The organism is uncultured Eubacterium sp. (assembly GCF_934525195.1).
Classification (GTDB): Bacteria; Bacillota; Clostridia; order Oscillospirales; family Acutalibacteraceae; genus Eubacterium_R.
Genome location: NZ_CAKSZA010000002.1, coordinates 177306 through 198948, shown reverse-complemented (window position 1 = coordinate 198948; position 21643 = coordinate 177306). Strand labels below are relative to the sequence as shown.

20 protein-coding genes and 4 tRNA genes are annotated in these 21643 nt (G+C 37.9%); 11 read left to right on the top strand and 13 right to left on the bottom strand.

What is annotated here, in order from left to right; genetic code table 11:
- Positions 1-18 precede the first annotated feature (18 nt).
- From pyrE to Q0E03_RS03025, 5 genes are all read left to right on the top strand, one after another.
- Positions 19-675 (top strand): orotate phosphoribosyltransferase, encoded by a 657-nt coding sequence (gene pyrE, locus Q0E03_RS03045; protein WP_297129415.1) that lies wholly within the window; start codon positions 19-21, stop codon positions 673-675.
- Positions 676-692: 17 nt separating this feature from the next.
- Positions 693-1622, top strand: coding sequence for an aspartate carbamoyltransferase (pyrB, locus tag Q0E03_RS03040; protein WP_297129414.1), 930 nt, complete (start codon positions 693-695; stop codon positions 1620-1622).
- Positions 1609-2022: an aspartate carbamoyltransferase regulatory subunit gene (locus tag Q0E03_RS03035; protein ID WP_367270223.1), complete on the top strand. Its 414-nt coding sequence runs from the start codon at positions 1609-1611 to the stop codon at positions 2020-2022. Before pyrB ends, Q0E03_RS03035 begins: the two co-directional genes overlap by 14 nt.
- Before the next feature lie 69 nt (positions 2023-2091).
- Positions 2092-2168: transfer RNA gene (locus tag Q0E03_RS03030), tRNA-Asp, on the top strand.
- Between the two features lie 5 nt (positions 2169-2173).
- A tRNA-Thr gene (locus tag Q0E03_RS03025) sits at positions 2174-2249 on the top strand.
- A 96-nt stretch (positions 2250-2345) separates the two neighbouring features.
- Here the strand turns inward: Q0E03_RS03025 and Q0E03_RS03020 are convergent.
- The 3 genes from Q0E03_RS03020 to Q0E03_RS03010 are packed head-to-tail and all read right to left on the bottom strand — an operon-like array spanning position 2346 to position 5366.
- On the bottom strand, positions 2346-3593 hold the full coding sequence (locus Q0E03_RS03020; RefSeq protein WP_297129410.1) for an amidohydrolase: 1248 nt from the start codon (positions 3591-3593) through the stop codon (positions 2346-2348).
- The gene (gene mtnA / locus Q0E03_RS03015) at positions 3586-4563 is read right to left on the bottom strand and encodes an S-methyl-5-thioribose-1-phosphate isomerase (protein ID WP_297129409.1); all 978 of its coding nucleotides are present in this window, start codon (positions 4561-4563) and stop codon (positions 3586-3588) included. Before mtnA ends, Q0E03_RS03020 begins: the two co-directional genes overlap by 8 nt.
- Complete coding sequence (locus Q0E03_RS03010; protein ID WP_297129407.1) at positions 4563-5366, bottom strand: purine-nucleoside phosphorylase; 804 nt, start codon at positions 5364-5366, stop codon at positions 4563-4565. Before Q0E03_RS03010 ends, mtnA begins: the two co-directional genes overlap by 1 nt.
- Positions 5367-5508: 142 nt before the next feature.
- Here Q0E03_RS03010 and Q0E03_RS03005 point away from each other — a divergent pair, with 142 nt between their 5' ends.
- Positions 5509-7359 (top strand): BMP family ABC transporter substrate-binding protein, encoded by a 1851-nt coding sequence (locus Q0E03_RS03005; protein WP_297129404.1) that lies wholly within the window; start codon positions 5509-5511, stop codon positions 7357-7359.
- A gap of 55 nt (positions 7360-7414) precedes the next feature.
- On the opposite strand, the gene argF is transcribed toward Q0E03_RS03005, so the two are convergent.
- From argF to Q0E03_RS02970, 7 genes are all read right to left on the bottom strand, one after another.
- Positions 7415-8320 carry an ornithine carbamoyltransferase gene (argF, locus tag Q0E03_RS03000; RefSeq protein ID WP_297129401.1) on the bottom strand — a complete coding sequence of 302 codons (906 nt, stop codon included), beginning with the start codon at positions 8318-8320 and terminating at the stop codon, positions 7415-7417.
- On the bottom strand, positions 8317-9480 hold the full coding sequence (locus Q0E03_RS02995; RefSeq protein WP_297129398.1) for an aspartate aminotransferase family protein: 1164 nt from the start codon (positions 9478-9480) through the stop codon (positions 8317-8319). Before Q0E03_RS02995 ends, argF begins: the two co-directional genes overlap by 4 nt.
- Positions 9481-9483: 3 nt before the next feature.
- Positions 9484-10347 carry an acetylglutamate kinase gene (gene argB / locus Q0E03_RS02990; RefSeq protein WP_297129393.1) on the bottom strand — a complete coding sequence of 288 codons (864 nt, stop codon included), beginning with the start codon at positions 10345-10347 and terminating at the stop codon, positions 9484-9486.
- A gap of 23 nt (positions 10348-10370) precedes the next feature.
- Positions 10371-11618 (bottom strand): bifunctional glutamate N-acetyltransferase/amino-acid acetyltransferase ArgJ, encoded by a 1248-nt coding sequence (gene argJ, locus Q0E03_RS02985; RefSeq protein ID WP_297129390.1) that lies wholly within the window; start codon positions 11616-11618, stop codon positions 10371-10373.
- 2 nt (positions 11619-11620) lie between these two features.
- Positions 11621-12562 carry an N-acetyl-gamma-glutamyl-phosphate reductase gene (gene argC / locus Q0E03_RS02980; RefSeq protein ID WP_297129388.1) on the bottom strand — a complete coding sequence of 314 codons (942 nt, stop codon included), beginning with the start codon at positions 12560-12562 and terminating at the stop codon, positions 11621-11623.
- 182 nt (positions 12563-12744) lie between these two features.
- Positions 12745-13248 (bottom strand): DUF6512 family protein, encoded by a 504-nt coding sequence (locus tag Q0E03_RS02975; RefSeq protein WP_297129386.1) that lies wholly within the window; start codon positions 13246-13248, stop codon positions 12745-12747.
- Positions 13249-13330: 82 nt separating this feature from the next.
- A tRNA-Ser gene (locus Q0E03_RS02970) sits at positions 13331-13419 on the bottom strand.
- Positions 13420-13581: 162 nt separating this feature from the next.
- Between Q0E03_RS02970 and Q0E03_RS02965 the strand changes: the two genes are divergently transcribed.
- The 4 genes from Q0E03_RS02965 (at position 13582) to Q0E03_RS02950 (ending at position 17645) form a co-directional block, all read left to right on the top strand.
- Positions 13582-13672 (top strand) — tRNA-Ser (locus Q0E03_RS02965).
- Positions 13673-13887: 215 nt separating this feature from the next.
- Entirely contained in the window at positions 13888-14595 is a 708-nt protein-coding gene (locus tag Q0E03_RS02960; protein WP_297129383.1) for an ABC transporter ATP-binding protein, read from the top strand.
- A 1-nt stretch (position 14596) separates the two neighbouring features.
- Positions 14597-16312 carry a COG1361 S-layer family protein gene (locus Q0E03_RS02955; protein WP_297129380.1) on the top strand — a complete coding sequence of 572 codons (1716 nt, stop codon included), beginning with the start codon at positions 14597-14599 and terminating at the stop codon, positions 16310-16312.
- A complete protein-coding gene (locus tag Q0E03_RS02950; RefSeq protein ID WP_297129377.1) occupies positions 16299-17645 on the top strand; it encodes an ABC transporter permease in 1347 nt (448 codons plus the stop codon). Before Q0E03_RS02955 ends, Q0E03_RS02950 begins: the two co-directional genes overlap by 14 nt.
- Positions 17646-17701: 56 nt before the next feature.
- Here the strand turns inward: Q0E03_RS02950 and Q0E03_RS02945 are convergent, their stop codons facing one another.
- From Q0E03_RS02945 to ychF, 3 genes are all read right to left on the bottom strand, one after another.
- A complete protein-coding gene (locus tag Q0E03_RS02945; RefSeq protein WP_297129375.1) occupies positions 17702-17977 on the bottom strand; it encodes a zinc-ribbon domain containing protein in 276 nt (91 codons plus the stop codon).
- Between the two features lie 40 nt (positions 17978-18017).
- Positions 18018-18581 carry a sigma-70 family RNA polymerase sigma factor gene (locus Q0E03_RS02940; protein ID WP_297129372.1) on the bottom strand — a complete coding sequence of 188 codons (564 nt, stop codon included), beginning with the start codon at positions 18579-18581 and terminating at the stop codon, positions 18018-18020.
- A 131-nt stretch (positions 18582-18712) separates the two neighbouring features.
- Complete coding sequence (ychF, locus tag Q0E03_RS02935) at positions 18713-19807, bottom strand: redox-regulated ATPase YchF (RefSeq protein WP_297129368.1); 1095 nt, start codon at positions 19805-19807, stop codon at positions 18713-18715.
- A gap of 157 nt (positions 19808-19964) precedes the next feature.
- Between ychF and ilvB the strand changes: the two genes are divergently transcribed.
- Positions 19965-21629: a biosynthetic-type acetolactate synthase large subunit gene (gene ilvB, locus Q0E03_RS02930; protein ID WP_297129365.1), complete on the top strand. Its 1665-nt coding sequence runs from the start codon at positions 19965-19967 to the stop codon at positions 21627-21629.
- Positions 21630-21643: the final 14 nt, after the last annotated feature.

Sequence of the window (21643 nt, the reverse complement as noted above, 5' to 3'; positions counted from 1 at the left end):
TATATTTAGGAGGGCATTATGGAAAGCTACAAAAGAGAGTTTATTCAGTTTTTGGAAAGTGCCGGCGTGTTGAAATTCGGTGATTTCACCGCAAAAAGCGGAAGAAAGATTCCTTATTTTATCAATGCAGGCGAAATTAAAACAGGAGAGCAGATTTCAAAACTCGGCGAGTTTTATGCAAAGGCTTATTTTGACAAGGTGGGCAACAAAAAGGCTGTTCTTTACGGTCCTGCATACAAGGGTATTCCGATTGCGGTTTCGGCTGCCGTTGCTCTTGCAAAGCAAGGTCTTGATGTTCCGTTCTTCTTCAACAGAAAAGAAGAAAAGGATCACGGCGAGGGTGGTGTGTTTGTTGGCTACAAGCCACAAGCAGGTGAAGAAATCGTTATCGTTGAGGATGTTGTAACCGCAGGTACAGCTATCAGAGAAAGTATGGCTATTCTCTCAAAGATTGAGGGCACAAAGGTTGCTGCAACATTCGTTATGGTTGACCGCAAGGAAAAGGGTCAAACCGACAAATCCGCAATCGCAGAGGTTGGCGAGGAATACGGTTTTCCTGTATACAGCGTTGTTGATGTTTACGACATTATCGAATATCTTGAAGAAGATGAAAAGAATGCCGAGAATGTTGCGAGAATCAAGGCGTATCTTGAAATCAACGGTGCAAAGGCATAATAACGGAGGTACAATAAATGCGTCATTTATTAGATACAACCGATTTAACACTTGAAGAAATTGATGATATGATTGCTCTTGCAACCGATATTATCGAAAATAAGCAAAAATACGCTCATGTGTGCGACGGCAAAAAGCTTGCAACTTTGTTTTTTGAGCCGAGCACCCGTACCCGCCTTTCGTTTGAAGCGGCTATGTATGAGCTTGGCGGAAATGTTATTGGATTTTCTTCTGCGGATTCTACCTCTGCTTCAAAAGGTGAAACGGTTGAAGATACTGTTCGTATAGTGTCAAATTATGCGGATATTATTGCTATGCGTCATCCTCTTGAGGGTGCTCCGAGAGTTGCAACAAAAAGAACCCTTGTTCCGATTATCAACGCAGGTGACGGCGGTCACGCACATCCGACTCAAACGCTTGCCGACCTTTTAACTATTTACAGAGAAAAAGGCAAATTCGGTGATATTACAATTGGTCTTTGCGGTGACTTAAAGTTTGGCAGAACCGTTCACTCGCTCATTAAGGCTATGTGCAGATATAAGAATGTAAAGTTTGTGCTTATTGCACCTAAGGAATTGCAAGTTCCGGATTATATTATCTCCGATGTGCTTATTCCGAGCGGTGCCGAATATGTTCAGGTAGAATCTCTTGAAGATGTTATGCCTACTCTTGATGTTCTATATATGACAAGAATTCAAAGAGAACGCTTTTTCTCCGAAGAAGAATACTTGAAACACAAGGACGCTTATATTCTTGATTTGAAAAAGCTTGACAATGCTAAAAAGGATTTGACTATAATGCATCCGCTTCCGAGAGTCAACGAGATTTCTACCGATATAGATGATGACCCGAGAGCAAAGTATTTTGAACAAGCACTCAACGGCAAATACATCCGTATGGCGCTTATTATGACTTTATTGAAATGGGGTGGCAATCTTGAATATTGATTCTATCGAAAACGGTTATGTAATCGACCATATCCCGGCAGGTAAGGGTATGCAGATTTATAATATCCTTTCTCTTGACAAGCTTTCTTGTCAGGTTGCTATTATTACAAACGCAAAGTCAAAGAAAAATGATGTAAAGGATATTATTAAGATTAATGAGCTTGTGGACTTGGATTTGGATGTTATTGCATACATTGCTCCGAATGCAACCGTTAATGTTATAAAAAGCAGTGAGAGAATCGACAAAAAGGATCTTTCTCTTCCAAAAGAAATCAAGAATGTTGTTAAGTGCCCAAATCCTCGTTGCATCTCAAACAATGAAGATATAGATCATATTTTCAAGTTAACCGATGAGAAGGGAACTTATCGTTGCATTTATTGCGAAACTATGGCACTTTAATTTAAAAAAAGTAAAAATAATTCTTGACATTGCCTGCCTATTCTGTTATTATCTATAGGCAGGATAAATGGCCCGGTAGTTCAGTTGGTTAGAACGCCAGCCTGTCACGCTGGAGGTCGACGGTTCGAGCCCGTTCCGGGTCGCCATTTTTGCTGATATAGCTCAGTCGGTAGAGTGCATCCTTGGTAAGGATGAGGTCACCGGTTCAAATCCGGTTATCAGCTCCACCGAAGCCTTAGAAAACCTTGAAATTTTTGTTTTCAAGGCTTTTTTTATTTTATAAAAAAACACCTTCTCAATTTTGAGGAGGTGTTTTGTGTTTATTATCTTATTCTGTCTATAACAGCTTGTGCGTTTGCGTAAATTTTTTCAATGTCAATGTTTTTGAATTCGCCGTTGTCATATAAAATTTTGCCGTTTATCATTGTCATTTTGACAATATCCTTGCCGCCGCTGTAAACAAGATTTTTTGTTATGTTGTTGATTGGTTGCATACTCGGTCTGTGCATATCAATTACAATCAAATCTGCCTTTTTGCCGACATCAATAACATCGCAATCGTTCAGTCCCATACATCTTGCCGAACCGATTGTTGATGCTTTGAGAATATCGTTTGCATCTGTTGATGAAGCGTCTTTGTCGTTGAGTTTTTGAGTTGCACAAATTGTATACATTTCTCTGAAGATATCAAGTGCATTGTTACTGCTTGCTCCGTCAGTACCTACGGCGACTTTGACACCGCTTTTAAGAAGCTTTGATATAGGAGCGATACCTGATGCCAATTTTGCATTTGAACAAGCGTTTATAACCGCCCAAATGCCTTTTTCTTTGTAAATTTTGATATCTTCATCGTCAATCCAAACGCTGTGATAAGCTCCGCCACCGTAATTGAATATTCCAAGAGAATTAAGATATTTAGTAGGGGACATACCGTTTCTGTTTATGCAGTCCTCAACCTCTGATTTTGTTTCGCTTGCGTGAGTGAAAACGGGAGCTTGATACTTTTCGGCAAGTTTTGCAAGCCCTTTGATGAGTTCCTTGTTTGTTGTGTATTCAGCGTGAAAACCGAGCTTGTAACTTACAAGACTGTCGTAATTGTTGAATTCGTTGTAATACCTTTCAACTGCTTCAAGACTTTCTTTGAAGTTGTTAAGACCGCTTGTCATAACTGTCCTGAATCCAAAATCAACGCTTGCCTTTGCCATCATTTCAGGGAAGTAATACATATCAAAGCAGGCGGTTGTTCCGCTTGTGAGATATTCCAAAAAAGCAAGAGTTGACAAATCATAAATATCTTGCGGAGTCAATTTTGCTTCAAGAGGAAAAATTTTATCAAAAAGCCACGGCTGAAGCGGTAAATCATCTGCAAAAGAACGACCGAATGTCATCGCTGAGTGGGTGTGAGCGTTTTTGAATGACGGCATAAGCAGATTTCCGTTTAAATTATATACCGTATCGGCATTTTTTTCACATTTTCCGATTGCAATAATGCTGTCGCCATCAACAAATACAGCTTCTTTAATAATGTTAAAATCCTTGTTTAATACTAAACCGTTTGTAAATTTAATCATTATCTTTAATCCTTTGCAAATTTTCCTTAAACGGAGCACGAATAATGCCCCTGTCGGTTATAATCGCCGTGATAAGTTCGTGGTCTGTAACATCGAAAGCCGGATTATAGCATTTTGTTTCTTTTAATGCCATAGGTTCTCTGTACCACATTTCTTTGATTTCGTTCGGCTCTCGTTCTTCAATAACAATGTCGTCACCTGTCGGGCAGTTGTAATCTATTGTAGAATACGGACCGAGAACATAAAACGGAATGTTGTAGTGCTTAGAAAGAATTGCAACACCGCTTGTGCCGATTTTGTTTGCAATATCACCGTTTGCGGCAATTCTGTCCGTACCAACCAAAACAGCGTCAATCTTGCCTTGCTTCATAACAAGACTTGCCATATTGTCACAGATTAATGTAACATCAATTCCTGCTTTTTCAAGTTCAAAAGAAGTGAGTCTTGCACCTTGCAAAAGCGGTCTTGTTTCGTCTGTATATGCGTGGAATGTGTATCCTTTTTCTTTGCCTAAAAGCAATGGACCGAGTCCTGTGCCGTATTCACTTGTTGCAAGAGCACCTGCGTTGCAATGTGTAAGAATTCCGTCACCGTCATTGAGCAATGACAAGCCATATTCGCTGATTTTTTTGCACATCTCAATATCTTCGTTATGTATCACAATAGCTTCGCTTATAAGATCTTTGCCGTCCTCATACGCTTTAATCATTCGGGAAGTTGCCCAGGAAAGATTAACTGCGGTAGGTCGTGCCGAATCAAGATATTTTTTCAATTCGTATTTATCCTCGTCAAGCAATGCCATTGCATAACCCGCAAAAATTCCGATTGCGGGAGCACCTCTCACTTGAAGCGTTTTGATGGCATAATAGTAATCTTCCTTTGTTCGCGGATGTATGTATTCAATTCTGTTAGGTAAAACTGTTTGGTCAAGAAAAAACAGCTTTCCGTTTTTATAGTCTATGTTTTTCATTATAAAGCCTTTACTGTTTCTTTTAGTAATTTTCTAAATTGCGGACCTGATTTTTCTGCCGCTTCGGTAACATCTTCTCCCGAAAGCGGTTTGTCAAATATTCCGCATGCCATATTTGAAATCATACTTATTGCGCCTACTTTTAAACCGCAATGAACTCCTGCGATTGTTTCAACCGATGTGCTCATTCCAACTGCATCAGCACCTAAGATTGACATCATTTTGATTTCACTCGGTGTTTCAAATTGAGGCCCTTTCAGTTGAACATATGTTCCTTCCTTGAGGTCAATTTTATTTTCATATGCAACTCTTTTTATTAATTGTTGTAAATCTTTATCATAAGCGTTGCTCATATCGGGAAAACGTGTTCCGTAGCTGTCGTCATTTTTTCCGATAAGCGGACTGTCTATAAAACAAGAAATATGGTCTTTAATGAGCATAAAGTCACCAACATTAAATTCTTTGTTTATTCCTCCCGCAGCATTTGTTAAAAGAAGTGTTTTAATGCCTAAATCCTTTAGTAATCTGATAACGCTTGCAATTTGATTTGATGTGTAGCCTTCATACAAATGAACTCTGCCTTGCATTAATACAACTTTTTTTCCTTCAAGAATTCCAAATACAAATTGTCCCTTGTGTGATGGTGCGGTAGATATCGGCATATCGGGTATATCCTTATATTGAATTTTTGCAATCGCAGTTGTTTCGTTTGCAAGTTCGCCAAGTCCCGAACCTAAGATTATAGCAATTTCAGGTTTAAAATCAGTGATGTTTCTTATGTATTCAAGTTGTTTGTTTTGCATTTTTTCACCTCGTTCATTTTGACATTATAATTATATCCTATAACATATTATAAATCAAATTATTTTTTATCAGCGTCTTGTAAAAAATGTCCTATGTGTGATATTATAATTTTAGATATTTTTAAAGAGGCGATTGTACATTATGAAAAGGTTTTTTTCTGTAATTCTTTCTTTTTCGGTTTTATTATCTTGTTGCTTTGTTCTTGCAGGATGTTCTAAAAATTCAAAAAATGTTTTTGATTTGGTGTTTATAACCGATGGCGGAACAATCAACGACGGCGCTTATAATCAAAGTGCCTGGAATGGCGTGCGGGATTTTGCCGATAGTTCAGATATGAGCTGCAGATATTATCAACCGAGCCTTGATAAAAATAAACAGCTTGATGATAATACTGTTGAGAATTATATCAAACTTGCCGTCAATGATGAAGCAAAATACATTATTATGCAAGGCGAAAAAATGTCAACTTTTGTTGAAAAATTTGCTCCGCAATATGGTGATGTTAAATTTCTTCTTGTAGATGCTTATCCTCATAAAGAGGGAAGTGACGTTGCCGAAAAAATTGATAATGTTATGACTGTTTCTTTTGACACACTTCAAGCAGGCTATCTTGCCGGATACGCTTCTGTTATAAAAGGAAATGATAAGGTTGGGTATTTTGGCTCGGTTTCGGACAGTAATTCAGCTTACTATGGTGCGGGATTTGTTCAAGGTGCTGCAAAGGCTGCAGAAGATTCTGCAACTAACGTAATTTGTGATTATGCAAATTATGATGCTGATAATTTGGATTATGACTATTCATTCAATATTCAACCTGTTTATAAAAAAATTTCAGAATGTGAAGAAAAAACGTTTAAGGTAAATGTTGTCGGCGGTATTGGTTCCGGAGTTTATGCTGACGGCGAAAATGTCACAATAATTGCTGATAAACCTTATAAAGACAAAGCTTTTGACCATTGGGAAGTTAAAAGTAACACAAAAGGTGTTAAAGATAAAAAAGTAAATATCAGTTCGGATAAAAAATCAACAATGAATCTTTTGGTGGGTGATTGTGATTGCACGATTACAGCAGTTTGGAATGATACAGAAACCGTTCAAATCATCGTTGCAAAAAAATCTGTTGTATCTTTATCTTCTTTGTGTGATGAGTATACGGTAGAAAAGAATTCAACCACTTTGGTTACTGCTCCTCCGGCCGACAAAGGTATGGTATTTGACCATTGGGAATGTGATGACAAAGACGCGATTGAGGATATTAATTCTTCCTCGACAAATGTAACAGTTAAAGATGATACGGTTTCAATCGTTCCTGTTTATGTTAAATCCGACGCTCCTACTTTTGATGTAATCGTTAAAAACGGCACAGGTTCAGGTTCATACAAAACCGGTGATAAAGTCACTGTTGTTGCAAACCCGCCAAAAGACGGATATATGTTCTACAAGTGGGAGAATGTTGACAATCAGGGTAATTCTACAGGTATAGCAATGACGAACGAATACTGCTATATTACGGATTTTGAAATGACAGACCGATATTCTTCAATAGCCGAGATGATGTACAATGACGGTTCACAAGTTATTTTCGGCGGAGGCAATTCAAGGGCTGAATCTATTTTTACAGCCACATGGAAAATCGACCGTCAAGTATACGGTTTTGGTTATGGATACGACCAAAGTTCTATGGGTAATTGTCTTTCAAGCGTTGTAACGGATTACAGAACGGCTGTTATGAATGCTTTAAAAGAATATAACGGTGGTACTTCGTATGAAGGTAATTGCGCCAACAACTGCCTTTATGTTGTCAATATGAGCACACAAAAAACTTATAAAGATAAAAAAGACAATAAGATTAAGGACAAAAATTATAATGAAAAATATGCAGCTGTTTATAATGCCCTTGCAGACGGTACAATAAAACCGAATCAGCCTGCCGATGATGTTAGAACAGTTGTGAATTCAAAAAATATAACGCTCAATTATTGGGTAAAATAGTGTTTTATTACAAGAAAACATCGTAAGTCAAGAATGCTTACGATGTTTCTTTTTGTTAATCTTGCAGAAGTTTAACAAGAACAGCCTTTTGAGCGTGAAGTCTGTTTTCTGCTTGGTCAAATATTTCGTTTGCGTGTGCTTCAAAAACTTCTGTTGTGATTTCTTCTTCTCTGTGAGCAGGGAGACAGTGAAGAACTATTACATCACTTTTGGCAAAAGCAACAACTTTGTCGTTGATTTGATAATTCTTGAACACTTTTTCTCTTTCTGCCTTTTCTTCCTCTTGCCCCATAGAAGCCCATACATCCGTATAAAGAATATCTGCGTCTTTTGCACATTCATAAATGTTTGGAGAACACGTGAATTTGCCGTTTTCGTTTGCCCATTTGATTAGCGCTTCATCAGGTCTGTGAGAGTCGGGACAAGCAATGGCACATTCCATACCCATTGTGATTGCTCCGACAATAAGGCTGTTTGCCATATTGTTTCCGTCACCGATAAAGCAAAACTTTAATCCTTCAAAACTTTTTTTGTATTCTCTGACAGTCATAAGGTCCGCAAGTACCTGACACGGATGACAGTAATCTGTAAGACCGTTTATAATAGGAATAGAGCCGTATTCAGCAAGAGCTTCAACCTCTTTTTGCTCAAAAGTTCTTATCATAATACCGTCAAGGTAACGAGATAAAACTCTTGCGGTGTCCTGTACGGGTTCACCTCTGCCAATTTGTAAATCACGGTTTGAAAGAAACATAGCTTGTCCTCCAAGCTGATACATTCCCGTTTCAAAGCTGACTCTTGTTCGTGTGGAACTCTTTTGGAATATCATTCCAAGTGTTTTACCTTTTAGGAGAGGATGCTCGATTTTGTTGTGATTTTCATATTTAAGTTGGTCTGCTAAGTTAAGAATATCAATAATTTCTTCTTTATTTAAATCTTGTAATTTGAGTAAATGTTTCATTTTTCAATAACCTCCTTTAGAATGTTTAATCCTTCGTTTAATTCGGAAAAAGAAATGTTAAGAGCAGGCAACAATCTTATTTTATTCTTGTGAGCTGTTAAAACAAGAAGCCCTTTTTTTAAGCATTCGTTTGCAATTTCTACTGCGTTTTTGTTTGTCGAAATTCCAAGCATTAGACCTATTCCAGATATACTTTCAACATTTTTCCATTTTGAAATTTCATTCTTTATGTATTTACTTTTCTCATTTACGGCAATCAAAAAATCGTCATTGATTCGTTCGACAATACTGATTGCACCCGCTGTTGCAATCGGATTTCCGCCAAAGGTTGAACCGTGGCTTCCCGGAGTGACAGTGCTTTTCAGTTTTTTGCCAAACAGTACTGCACCGATTGGCAAACCTCCGCCAAGACCTTTTGCGGTTGTTACTATGTCCGGCTCGATTCCAAAATGTTCATATGCAAAATATTTTCCTGTTCTGCCGTTTCCCGTTTGTACTTCGTCGATAATCATCAAGATGTCTTTATCTTTTGAAATTCTTTCTATTTCTTTTACAAATTCATAGGACAAATCGTTAACGCCGCCTTCTCCTTGAACACATTCAAACATTATCGCACAGACATCGTTTGTAATCATTTTATTCAACGCTTTTGTATCGTTTGTCGGACAATATTTAAATCCCGGAGTGAATGGCGAAAACATTGTGTGAAAGCAATCTTGACCGGTTGCGGAAAGAGTTGTTATTGTTCTTCCGTGGAACGAATCAATAAGTGTAATTATAGTTGAACGTCCCTCCCCATATTTATCAAAACTGTATTTTCTTGCAAATTTTATTGCACCTTCATTTGCTTCTGCTCCTGAATTGCAAAAGAATACTTTACTCATATTTGACTTTTCACAAAGTAATTGTGCCAGTTTTGCACTTGGCTCGGTATAATACAAATTACTTGTGTGAGCAACCTTTGATAATTGTTCGGTAATGGCTTTGTTCCATTCGTCATCACATATGCCAAAAGCTGTTACGCCTATCCCCGAACCAAAATCTATGTATTTGTTTCCGCTTTCGTCATACAAAGTTGAGCCTTTGCCATTGATAAGGCAGATGTCAAATCGAGAATAACTGTTTGCTATATATTTGTTGTCAAGTTCTTTAATGTTCATAATTTACCTGCCTTTAAACATAGTTCCCATACCTTCATCTGTTAGCAATTCCATCAATATCGAGTGGGGAACTCTTCCGTCTATTATGAATGCTTTTGTGCATCCGTTTCTGATGGCTTGCGTCATAGAATCAATTTTTGGAATCATTCCGCCTTTTATAATTCCGTCGGCAATCAGAGCAGGAATATCAGAAATAAAGACTTTTTGAATTATTGAGGTCTCGTCATTGATGTCACGCAAAAGTCCTGAAATATCTGTCATAGAAATAAGTGCTTCAGCTTTTAAATCTCCCGCAATTTGTGCTGCGACAGTGTCGGCGTTTATGTTATAGCAGTTGTTTTTTTCGTCGTATCCTATTGTTGCAATAACAGGAATAAAGTTGTTTGCCAAAACTTCATTTATAACCGACATATCGGTTTCGATTATTTTTCCTACAAATCCGTGCTTATCATCAAGAGGCTTGCATTTTATCATGTTTCCGTCCATTCCGCATAGCCCTATGGCATGTCCGCCAAGATTGCCTATTTGACAAACTAAATCCTTGTTCACTTTGCCGGCAAGCACCATTTGAACAACATCAACTGTATCTTTGTCTGTTACTCTTAATCCGTCGGCAAACTTGCTTTCAATTTCCATTTTGTTAAGCGTTTGATTGATTGACGGCCCGCCACCGTGAACCAAAACTACATTTATTCCAACCGTTGTCAACAAAACAAGGTCGTGCATAACAGCTTTTTTCAGTTCGTCGTTTATCATGGCATTTCCGCCATATTTTACAACGATAGTCTTTTTTCTGTATTTTTGAATGTGAGGCAAAGCTTCCGCAATTATTTTTGCTTTGCTTTCATTATCAATTTTTGTGTTCATAACCTGTGTCCTCCTGCTCAGTATCAGGTGCGGTAGTCGCCGTTGATTTTTACATAATCATATGTCAAATCACAGCCCCAAGCCGTTGCACTTTCCTTGCCATCATTTAAGTTGACAAGCACATAAATTTCGTCCGCAGATAAGATTTTTGATGCTTTTTCTTCACTGAAATCAATTCCTGTGCCGTTTTTGCAAACAGAAATGATGCCGTTTATGCTTTTTAAATCAACGTCAACCTTGTCAATGTCAAATTCGGCATCCGCATAGCCTATAGCACATAAAATTCTGCCCCAATTTGCATCTTCTCCAAAAATCGCCGCTTTAAATAGAGAAGAACATACAACGCTTTTTGAAACTGTAATCGCCGTGTCTTTGTTTTTTGCACCGGATGTGATACATTCAATAAGCTTTGTGGCACCTTCACCGTCTTTTGCAAGCATTCTTGTGAGGTTAGCCATAACTTCATACAGAACGGATTTAAACGTGTCAAATTCAGCTCCGTGTGTGGTAATCTCTCTGTTGTTTGCCATTCCGTTCGCCATAAGAGATACCATATCGTTTGTTGATGTGTCACCGTCTATTGATAGGCAGTTGTACGTAACCTTAACGATTTCCGATAGTGCTTCTTGCAAAAGTTTTGTTGAAATTGCACAGTCTGTCGTTATAAAGTTTAGCGTTGTTGCCATATTCGGGTGAATCATTCCCGAACCTTTAGCCATTCCGCCAAGGTGACATTTTACTCCGTCAATTTCAAATTCGATTGCGTATTCTTTTTTGACAGTATCTGTTGTCATGATGGCTGTGGCTGCCTCAATGTTTTTGTTATAGTCAAGTCCGTCAACTAATTTGGGTATACCTGTCTTTATTGGCTCAATCGGCAAGATTTGTCCGATTACGCCTGTTGATGCAACGATAACCTGTTCTTTTGGAATTTTTAATTCATTTGATAAAAGTTCACACATTGTTTCTGCTTTTTCAATTCCGTCTGCATTGCAGGTGTTTGCATTTTTTGAATTGGCAATTACGGCAATGGCTTTGTTTCCGCTTTTTTCAAGGTTTGCCTTTGTAACAATAATCGGCGCGCCCTTAACCTTGTTTTGTGTGTAAACAGCCGCAGTGTTGCACACAACATCAGATTTATAAATGCAAATGTCATTTTTGTGTTTTGCTTCGGGAGTGTCGTTGGCAGGTCTTTTAATTCCGCAATAAATACCGTTTGCCTTAAATCCCTTAGCAGCACAAATACCACCGTCAATTACTTTAAAATTCATTTTTATTCTCCTATGTTTAGTCCTGTAGTTTCGTCAATTCCGAGTATGATATTGAGGCATTGAATTGCCGCACCGCTTGCCCCTTTACCCAGATTATCAAAACGAGAGGTAATTAATATTCTGTCGTCGTTTCCGTTGATTTCAATTTCCATATCATCTCGGTTTGCAAAATTGTTTGCTCCAAGCATTCCTTGTGTATAACCAATATCTCTGACTTTTATAAATTTTTCACCATTATAATGCTTTTTGAATATTTCGCAAATTTCATTTGGGGTGAATTTTTTTGTCATTAAATCGGTGAAAAGCGGAATGCTCACAATCATCCCTTGAGGATAAGAGCAAATATGTGGAGCAAAAAACGGAGCTTGCTTTAATCCGCTGATTAATTGCATTTCTTTCAGATGCTTATGCTCCTGACCAATAGCATATTGCCGAGGAGAATTTAATTCCTCATCTCTGTCGGCATTTTTGTATTGATTTATTCCGCTTTTTCCTGCACCTGTGTAGCCGCTCATCGCGTAACAAGTGATAGGATAGTCTTTTGGAATTATCCCCTCAGAAACAAGAGGGTATACTATGCTGTTGAATCCGCTTGCATAACAACCCGGTACCGCAATTCTTTTTGATGTTTTAATTTTGTTTCTGAAGGATTTGTCAAGTTCAGGAAAACCATAAGCCCAATCAGGATTTGTTCTGTGTGCCGTTGATGTATCTATAATTACAACGTCATCATTTTCAACAAGATTAATAGCTTCAATGCTTGCTTTATCAGGCAAACATAAAAATGTTATGTCGGAAGCATTAATCATTTTTGCTATCTCAGCTGTATTTTTTCTTTTGCTTTCGTCAATATGCAAAAGTTCTATGTCTTTTCTGTTTTCAAATCTTTTGTATATTTTTAACCCTGTTGTGCCTTGACTTCCATCAATAAAAATTTTCTTCATATCTCACCGTTCCTTTGTTTTCAACTGTTTTTATTATACTCCTTCATTTTCGTATGTCAATAGAAAATGAATAAAAATATTATAAATATTCATAAATAAAGTATAAACATACAAACACTAAAATAAAAAAAGCAACATAAAGTTGCTTTTGTAAAATTGTTTTTAGTGATGCTTATTTAGTTTTAAATTTTAAAAAAAGGAATATTGGCAGGGAAGCGTGTGAAAAACATAAAGCATACCGCTATAATAATTAATGTTGCAAGAGATAGTCCGTTGATTAAACCTTTGCCTTTTGAATTATCTATTATATTATAACTGATTATATATGCCAAAAGTACACCGATAAAAAAGCTTGCAATATTTATAAATTCAAAAGATTTTCCAAACATACCAACAGAAGTATAAAATATTGCAAGAGTAGAAAACATACCCGATGTTATTCCTGCCAATTTTGCTGTGTATACATTAAATTTATCTTTTGATAGATTTATAACTTCTACAAAACTCCATATTAAATAAGGAAAAAATAATAGTTTCAAATGTTCAAAAACACTTTCATTGACAGGGCAGAATAATCCGATTACAGAGTTTTTATTTGTCCAATCATAAAAAAAGTGGCTAAGTGTACCGAAAATGCTTGTAAAAATAAAACCTAAAATCTCAAATTTTAATACTTTTTTATTCATCATATCACCGATAATATAATATGATATAAATATATAAATTATTATATAAAAGAAAAACAGACTGCCATTTGACAGTCTGCTATGGCGCAGAGGGTGGGATTCGAACCCACGTGGGCGTGAACCCAAACGGTTTTCAAGACCGCCTCGTTATGACCACTTCGATACCTCTGCGTAACTCGAATGCTTTGCTATATTATCATAACAGGAGTGAAAAGTCAAGCGTTTTTTAAATTTTTTTTATTTTCTATTTTTACTTGACATTTTGCCGTTTATATGATAAAGTAATTCCTGCACTAAGGTGCAACAACTTGACAGGTAAAAACCAAGTTACACGCAGAAGTACTCAAGCTGGTGACGAGGCGCCCCTGCTAAGGGCGTAGGCCGGGAAACCGACGCGAGAGTTCGAATCTCTCCTTCTGCGCCAAGAAAGAAGTCTTAAGTTTTAGGACTTCTTTTTTTATTTTTTATATTATATTTTTCAAAATATTGTCTGTACATCTTTTTTTGATTGTATAGGCTTTTATTTTACATTTTTGTATATGAGTATAAAAATAAAGTTTTTGTTAAGATTTGCAAAACTTATTGACATAAAGGTGCTTTATGCTATTATTATGGTAGAAAAACAAAGTGAGGCAAATTATGGAAAAGGATATTCTTATCAGAACAAAAAATTTGTCAAAATACTATGCTGTCGGAGATGAAACCATCAAGGCTCTTGATGATGTAAATCTTGAGATTGAGCGAGGGCAAATAGTTGCCATTCTCGGTACATCAGGTTCGGGTAAATCAACGCTTTTGAATATGCTTGCAGGACTTGAACGACCTACTAAGGGCGAGGTTCAAATCGGCAAATTCAGAATTGATGAATTGACCGAGGCACAGCTTACAAAATTTAGACAAAGATACACAGGATTTATCTTTCAGGCGTATAATCTTTTGCCAACGCTTACGGCACTTGAAAATGTGGCTTTTCCGCTGTGTTTTAGGGGCGTTGATAAGCAGGTTAGAGAAAAGAAAGCTTTTGAAATGTTAAAGCTTGTTGGAATAGAAAAGAGATATAAGCACAAACCTGCCGAAATGAGTGGCGGTCAACAGCAGAGAGTCGGTATTGCAAGGGCACTTGTAACAGACCCAAGCATTATTTTTGCCGATGAGCCGACCGGTAACCTCGACAGCCACACCACACAAGAGGTTATGGAACTTATCAGAAATATTGTTGACACTCGACATAATACAGTTATTATGGTAACCCATGATAAAAGTGTTGCGGAATATGCCGATATTATAGTTAACATCAGCGACGGTAAAGTCGTTTCAAAAGAATATAGAAGAAATATGGAGAACTGATATGAAAAGATTAAAAAGTATTTTATCAATTTTTATTGTAATGATTATGACATTGAGCGTTTCAATGCCTGTTTATGCGGCTCCTGCCGTTGAACAAACAACAATCCCTCCTAAAGTTATATTTTCAGATTTTAAAGTTGATAAGCAAAATATTAAACCGGGTGATGTTTTCACTCTCACGGTTACAGCTTCAAATTCAAGAGGTCAATATATTGATGATGCTTCGTTCAAGTTTTCGGGCGGTGATGCGTTTTCAATATATAAAGGTTCGGACACAGAATATGTTTCGCATTTCTTTTCTTCCGTAACAGTTAGCAAGACCTTTATTTGCAACAACGGTACCGCTTCGGGTTCACACCCTATTTCTGTCACCTGTAATTATTCTTATTCGGGAAATGACGGCTCCGCCGATGCAAATTACAGCATAATGACAACTTCGGGTTCGGGGGGTGTAAGCGGAAATTCTCCTGTGCTTGTTATGTCGTTCGACAAGAACAAAGATATAAAAGCAGGCGAGAAATTCGATTTTGATTTTTATATTACAAACAAAAGCACAGCTTATGATGTAAAAAATGTAAATGTAAAAATCAATGGCGGTGACACTTTCACAATCGTTAACAGCAGCGACACTATTTATAAAAGCAGTATTGGCAAAAATCAAACAGCACAACTTTCTAAAAAGCTTATGTGCAACAAATCGGCATCATCGGGCTATCATCCGATTTCATTGAATGTTACATATGAATACAGCAAAAACGGCGGTACAGAACAGGGAACAGCAGAAGCAACATTTACCGTAAAAACTGCTGCAAAGAAGCACGATTCATCTGTTTCTCTCACTCCAAGACTTGTTGTAGGCACTTTTAATTACGGCAACAAGTCAATCAGAGGCGGTAAAAAGTTCACTCTTAACTTTACCATTAAGAATAATTCAAAGAGCATTAAAGCTAAGAATGTAATCATCAAGCTTTCGGGCGGTGATGTGTTTGTTGTTGCTGACGGAACCGACACAATTTCTGTTAACAACATCAATCCGAATTCATCGGTTACCGTTTCAAAGAAGTTCAATTGCCTTAACACAGCACAATCAGGCGTTCATCCAATCACTGCGTCTATTTCGTATGAATACATCGAGGGCGGTCAAAAGCAATCTGGAACTGATGATTTGACAATGAGCGTTCCTGTTGTTCAGCCTGACAAGGTTATGTTCACAAGCATTGACCTTGCCGACAAAACAATTAATACAGGTGATGAAACCGACTGTGCTTTCAGTATTGTAAATACAGGTAAAACCGTGCTTAATAACGGCAGTATCAAGGTTGTTGATGAATCGGGCACAGAGCTTAATTCGTCATATATCGGCACAATCGAAGCAGGTGCACAATATTCAAGTAACTATAATTTGCCGATTACTTTGAATGAAGCAGGTGATTATAAACTTACATTGGTGTTTGAATATGAAAATGATAATGCCGATAAGAAAAGAATTAAGCAAACTTTTAAAGTTCATGTAGAAGATTATACCGATCCGTTCCCAACAGACCCGGCAGATACACCTGATGAGAAAGGCGATGATGATTCATCAAGCAGTAAAACAAAGGTAATTATCGGTGTTGTTGCAGGTGTTGTCGGTGCAGCCGTTATTGTGACAATTATTGTTAAGAAAAAGAAAAAGCACAATAAGAAAGGTAAGGTAGATTTTAATGAAGAAATCTGATCTTATTGCGATTGCTTGGCAGAACCTTAAAAACAGAAAGACAAGAACTATCCTTACAATTTGCGGTGTTGTTGTCGGTGCTTGTGCTATTATTATTATGCTTTCAATCGGTCTTGGTATCGACAAAATGATTACCGACCAATACAAGAGTGATTCTAAACTTACAAAAATTTCCGTGTATTCATCAGATGACGAAAACGGAAAACCACTTCCGTTTGATGATTCGGCTGTTAAATACTTTGAGAAAATAGACGGCGTAAAAACTGTTGTACCAATGTTTATGGTTGACAGTAATGCATCAATTACTTGCGGTAAATACAGATACACCGGAACTATTTACGGCATTGACCTTTCTCAAATAGAAGCCCTCGGTTATAAACTTAAAAGCGGTGACTTTTCAGGTGTTAATAATCCTAACTGTGCTTTCTTCGGTAAAGATTCCGTAACAAATTTTCAAGATGCACAGGGAAATCAGGTAAACTATTCTTACGATAAAAACTATGAGGTTTCCTCTTGTGATATTGATGCTATGGAGGATTCGTTCCTTATTTCTTCAAAATCGGGTGATGACGGATTTGGCACAGATTCAACCGCAAAGTATGGCAACAAGCAAAAACTTGAAGTTTCGGGTGTTCTCAAACCAAGTTCATCATCGGATTATGATTCACAATATTCTGTATTTATTAGTATGGACTTAGCAAAAAGACTTTTTGAAGAAAGTCAAATGATGTCATCTTCTGCAAGAAAAGATAAGTTGACATACAGCAGCATTTCTGTATATGTTAATGATTCAAGCAAGGTTAAGGATGTAAAAACGACCCTCCAAAACGCAGGTTATTCGTGCTCAACTGATGACGAGGCTCTCGAAAGCTCCAAAAAGGTTATGAAAGTTGTTCAGCTCGTTTTGGGTGCAATCGGTGCGGTTTCGATGTTCGTTGCATCATTTGGTATCAGTAACACAATGGTTATGTCTGTTTTTGAACGCCAAAAGGAAATCGGTATTCTTAAGGTTATCGGTTGCGAAATCAAAGATATTAAGGCGATGTTCCTTTATGAAGCTGCCATTATCGGCGGTATCGGCGGTGCAATTGCAGTTGTAATCAGTTATATTGTATCTATATCGGCGAACCTAATCGGACGAGCGGTTATGAGCAATATGGGCGGTGGTTCATTCTTAGGAATGGGTGCGGATGTAAAGGTTACTTTGTCTTATATTCCACCATGGCTTGCTGTCTGCGGTGTTGTAATTTCAGCGGGAATCGGTATTCTTGCAGGTCTTTCACCGGCTAAAAAATCTGTTAAGGTTAGTGCCTTGACTGCAATTCAAAACTAAACATAAATAATAAAAAGTCCACCGTTTGGTGGACTTTTTTTGATGTGTGTAATGAATTATTCTTCTGCTTTTTTAGCAAAGCATTCGCTGCAATATACCGGTCTGCCATCAGTTGGCTTAAAAGGAACTTTGCAGCTTTTTCCACATTCTGCACAAGTTGCATCGTGCATTTCTCTTGGAGCTTTAGACGCTTGTTTTTTTGCGTCACGGCAAGCTTTGCAACGCTGCGGTTCATTTACAAAACCTTTCTCAGCATAAAATTCTTGCTCTCCAGCGGTGAAAATAAATTCATTGTGGCAATCCTTGCACACTAATGTTTTGTCTTCGTACATGTTTCATCCTACCTCTCTAAAAATTTGCCTGGGCTATTATTCAAAAAGTAACTCCTTCGAGTTTCTTACGAATACGTTGTATGGCGTTGTCGATAGCTTTTGTGTTTTTGTCGAGCTTTTCAGCAATTTCGCTGTATGAGCATCCGACAATGTAAAGCCTCAAGACTTCATTTTCAAAGCTTGACAATTCTTCATAAAGCACCGTGCTTAAGGTTGATACGCTTTCTTTTGCGAGATATTCATCCTCTGCGCTGAGGTGCACAACATCGTTGAAATAATCCTCTTCAAGCGACACAATGTTTGACTGAGGTATGTCTTTTAGGCGAGATACCTTTTTGAGTGCCGACTGAATGGAATTATTTATGCAATGTCCTGCATAGGTGCTGAATGATGCGCCTTTTTCTTCTCTGTAAGAGTTAATTGCCGCCAACAAACCTATCATACCTTCCTGAACAAGATCGTCTTTTTCAAGAGGAGAGTTGATGTACTTCGTTGCGATTGCTTCAACAATCGGCTTATATCTTTTAATCAGCTCATTAGTAACATTTTCATTTTTGCGTAAAGTGAGGAGTTCTTTGTCCGACTTCTTGTTTATATCAGCCATTGGTCCTCCTGTATCACTCTATAATTAACACTTAATATATTATCATAATAAACCAAATATTTGAACCTGTCAACAACTTTTGTTAAAAAGTAATTTAGATATTAAAACAATTAAATATTTGTTGTCGAATTTTAGACATTAAATCTAAATAATACAATGTCGCCGTCGTTCATTACATATTCCTTGCCTTCACTTCTGACAAGTCCTTTTTCCTTTGCAACGGCCATTGAACCGCAAGCCATAAGGTCATCAAATGAAACAACTTCCGCTCTGATGAAACCACGCTCAAAGTCGGTGTGGATTTTGCCGGCTGCCTGTGGTGCTTTTGTACCTTTTTTGATTGTCCAAGCTCTGACTTCAGGCTTGCCTGCGGTCAAATAACTGATAAGGCCCAAAAGGGAATAGCTCTTTTTAATCAAACGGTCAAGACCTGATTTTTCAAGACCCATATCTTCAAGAAACATTTCCTTTTCGTCAGCGTCAAGCTCTGCAATTTGTGCTTCCATTTCAGCACAAATCGGGAATGTTTCAGCACCTTCTTGTGCCGCAATTTCCTTAACAATGTTGTAGAATTTGTTGTTGTCAATTCCGTCAACAAAATCATTTTCGCCCATATTGCACGCATAAATTACAGGCTTGATTGTAAGAAGTGCAACATCTTTGAGGTATTCCTTTTCTTCGTCTGAAATTTCGCATGCTCTTGCTGTTTTACCTTTTTCCATTTCTTTAACAAGTCTTTCGAGAAATTCAACCTCGCCTGCAAGCTTTTTATCGCCTTTCATAGCTTTTCTTCTGTTGTCAAGTCGTCTTGAAAGAATATCAAGGTCAGAAAGAACTAACTCAAGATTGATTGTTTCAATATCTCTTGCAGGGTCAATGCTGCCGTCAACATGGGTGATGTCGTCATTTTCAAAGCATCTTACAACATGGATAATTGCGTCAACCTCTCTGATGTGCGAAAGAAACTTGTTGCCGAGTCCCTCGCCCTGGCTTGCACCTTTTACAAGACCTGCGATGTCAACAAATTCAATTGTTGCAGGTGTAAACTTGTCAGGCTTGTACATTTCTGCAAGTTTGTCAAGTCTTTCATCAGGCACACTTACCATACCGACATTTGGCTCAATTGTGCAGAAAGGATAGTTTGCACTTTGCGCACCTGCATTTGTGATTGCGTTAAAAAGTGTACTTTTTCCTACATTAGGCAATCCAACCATTCCTAATTTCATATTATAAACTCCCTCTTATCTAATTTTATTCTGCAATATTATATAACAAATAAATTATTTTTACAAGTATTAATATAATTCTTGACATTACATTATATATGGAATAAAATATTAACTAATATTTTTAAACAAATATAAAGTTTTAAGGGAGGATATTATGGAACTTAACGGCTCACAAATCGTACTTGAAGTTCTTAAAGAGCAGGGCGTAGACACCATCTTCGGTTATCCGGGTGGTACTATCCTTAACATCTTTGATGAACTTTACAAGTACGGTGACACATTTAATCATATTTTAACTGCTCACGAGCAGGCTGCCGCACACGCTGCTGACGGCTATGCAAGAGCAACGGGCAAGGTAGGCGTCTGCTTTGCAACATCCGGTCCGGGCTGTACAAACCTTGTAACAGGTATTGCAACAGCTTATATGGACAGCGTGCCTGTTGTTGCCATAACATGCAATTATGCTACATCGGGACTTGGCAGAGATTCGTTCCAAGAGGTTGATATTTGCGGTATCACTATGCCGATTACAAAGCATAATTTCCAGGTTGAAAAGGTTGAGGATTTGGCAGACATTATTCGCCGTGCATTCAAAATTGCACAGACAGGTCGTAAAGGTCCTGTGTTGATTGACATTCCAAAGGATATTACTGCGGCATCTTGCGAATATACAAAACAAGACAAGGTTGTTCCTGAAAAGGCAAAAACTCCAAAGGAGTCTTGCTTTAACAGAGCGGTTGAACTTCTTAACGGTGCAAAAAAGCCTCTTATTTATTGCGGCGGCGGTTCTGTATCGTCAAATATCGGTCAAAAACTTATCAAATTTGCAGAAAAAATTGATTGCCCTGTTGTTTCATCACTTATGGGACTCGGTGCTTTTCCGTATAATCATCCGCTTCACCTCGGCTTGATTGGTATGCACGGACACTTTGAGTGCAACAAAGCGGCTCACGACTGTGATGTTCTTATTGTTTGCGGTGCAAGATTCAGCGACCGTGTTGCAGGCAACAGAGCAAAGTTTGCACCAAATGCAGAGATTTTACATATTGACATTGATGCGGCAGAAATGGACAAGAATGTTATGTCAAACTATCATCTCCGTGGTGACCTTGCCGACATTATTCCGATGCTTACAGAAGCTGTTGAAAAGCAAGACCATGCTGAGTGGCGAGCTGAAATCAAGAGCTTTTCAAGACCGTTCAAGCAACTTCAAATCGGTGATTATGTAAATCCGCAGACCTTGATTGAAAAGATTGATGCAAAAACTGCTGATGATACAATTGTTGTAACCGATGTCGGTCAGCATCAACTTTGGGCTGCTCAATTCTATAAGTACAATTTGCCTCGTACACTTCTTTCTTCAGGCGGTTTGGGCACAATGGGTTATTCTATGGGCGCTGCAATCGGCGGTCAGGTAGGTTGTCCTGACAAAACTGTTGTTATGTTTGCGGGTGACGGCGGTTTCCATATGAACTTGTCAGAACTTTGCACTATGAGGTCATACAATATACCTGTTAAGATGTTCATTATGAACAACACAGTTTTAGGTATGGTTCGTCAATGGCAAAAACTTTTCTATGGAAATAGATTTTCCGATACAGACCCTAACAGAGCAACTGATTTTGTAAAGGTTGCAGAGGCATTCGGTGTTAAAGGACTTCGTATTAACACAAATGACGAAATTGACGGCGTTCTTGATGAGGCTTTCTCATACAATGGACCTGTACTTGTTGATTGCAGAATCAGCAAAGATTCAAATGTACTTCCTATGATTCCTCCGGGAGGAGCTCATACGGATATTATTGAAGAATTTAATTAAGGAGGACTTCGGCT

Coding starts and splice junctions, on each gene's coding strand:
- pyrE (WP_297129415.1), top strand. CDS start 19: ATGGAAAGCTACAAAAGAGAGTTTATTCAGTTTTTGGAAAGTGCCGGC.
- pyrB (WP_297129414.1), top strand. CDS start 693: ATGCGTCATTTATTAGATACAACCGATTTAACACTTGAAGAAATTGAT.
- Q0E03_RS03020 (WP_297129410.1), bottom strand. CDS start 3,593: ATGATTAAATTTACAAACGGTTTAGTATTAAACAAGGATTTTAACATT.
- mtnA (WP_297129409.1), bottom strand. CDS start 4,563: ATGAAAAACATAGACTATAAAAACGGAAAGCTGTTTTTTCTTGACCAA.
- Q0E03_RS03010 (WP_297129407.1), bottom strand. CDS start 5,366: ATGCAAAACAAACAACTTGAATACATAAGAAACATCACTGATTTTAAA.
- Q0E03_RS03005 (WP_297129404.1), top strand. CDS start 5,509: ATGAAAAGGTTTTTTTCTGTAATTCTTTCTTTTTCGGTTTTATTATCT.
- argF (WP_297129401.1), bottom strand. CDS start 8,320: ATGAAACATTTACTCAAATTACAAGATTTAAATAAAGAAGAAATTATT.
- Q0E03_RS02995 (WP_297129398.1), bottom strand. CDS start 9,480: ATGAACATTAAAGAACTTGACAACAAATATATAGCAAACAGTTATTCT.
- argB (WP_297129393.1), bottom strand. CDS start 10,347: ATGAACACAAAAATTGATAATGAAAGCAAAGCAAAAATAATTGCGGAA.
- argJ (WP_297129390.1), bottom strand. CDS start 11,618: ATGAATTTTAAAGTAATTGACGGTGGTATTTGTGCTGCTAAGGGATTT.
- argC (WP_297129388.1), bottom strand. CDS start 12,562: ATGAAGAAAATTTTTATTGATGGAAGTCAAGGCACAACAGGGTTAAAA.
- Q0E03_RS02975 (WP_297129386.1), bottom strand. CDS start 13,248: ATGAATAAAAAAGTATTAAAATTTGAGATTTTAGGTTTTATTTTTACA.
- Q0E03_RS02960 (WP_297129383.1), top strand. CDS start 13,888: ATGGAAAAGGATATTCTTATCAGAACAAAAAATTTGTCAAAATACTAT.
- Q0E03_RS02955 (WP_297129380.1), top strand. CDS start 14,597: ATGAAAAGATTAAAAAGTATTTTATCAATTTTTATTGTAATGATTATG.
- Q0E03_RS02950 (WP_297129377.1), top strand. CDS start 16,299: ATGAAGAAATCTGATCTTATTGCGATTGCTTGGCAGAACCTTAAAAAC.
- Q0E03_RS02945 (WP_297129375.1), bottom strand. CDS start 17,977: ATGTACGAAGACAAAACATTAGTGTGCAAGGATTGCCACAATGAATTT.
- Q0E03_RS02940 (WP_297129372.1), bottom strand. CDS start 18,581: ATGGCTGATATAAACAAGAAGTCGGACAAAGAACTCCTCACTTTACGC.
- ychF (WP_297129368.1), bottom strand. CDS start 19,807: ATGAAATTAGGAATGGTTGGATTGCCTAATGTAGGAAAAAGTACACTT.
- ilvB (WP_297129365.1), top strand. CDS start 19,965: ATGGAACTTAACGGCTCACAAATCGTACTTGAAGTTCTTAAAGAGCAG.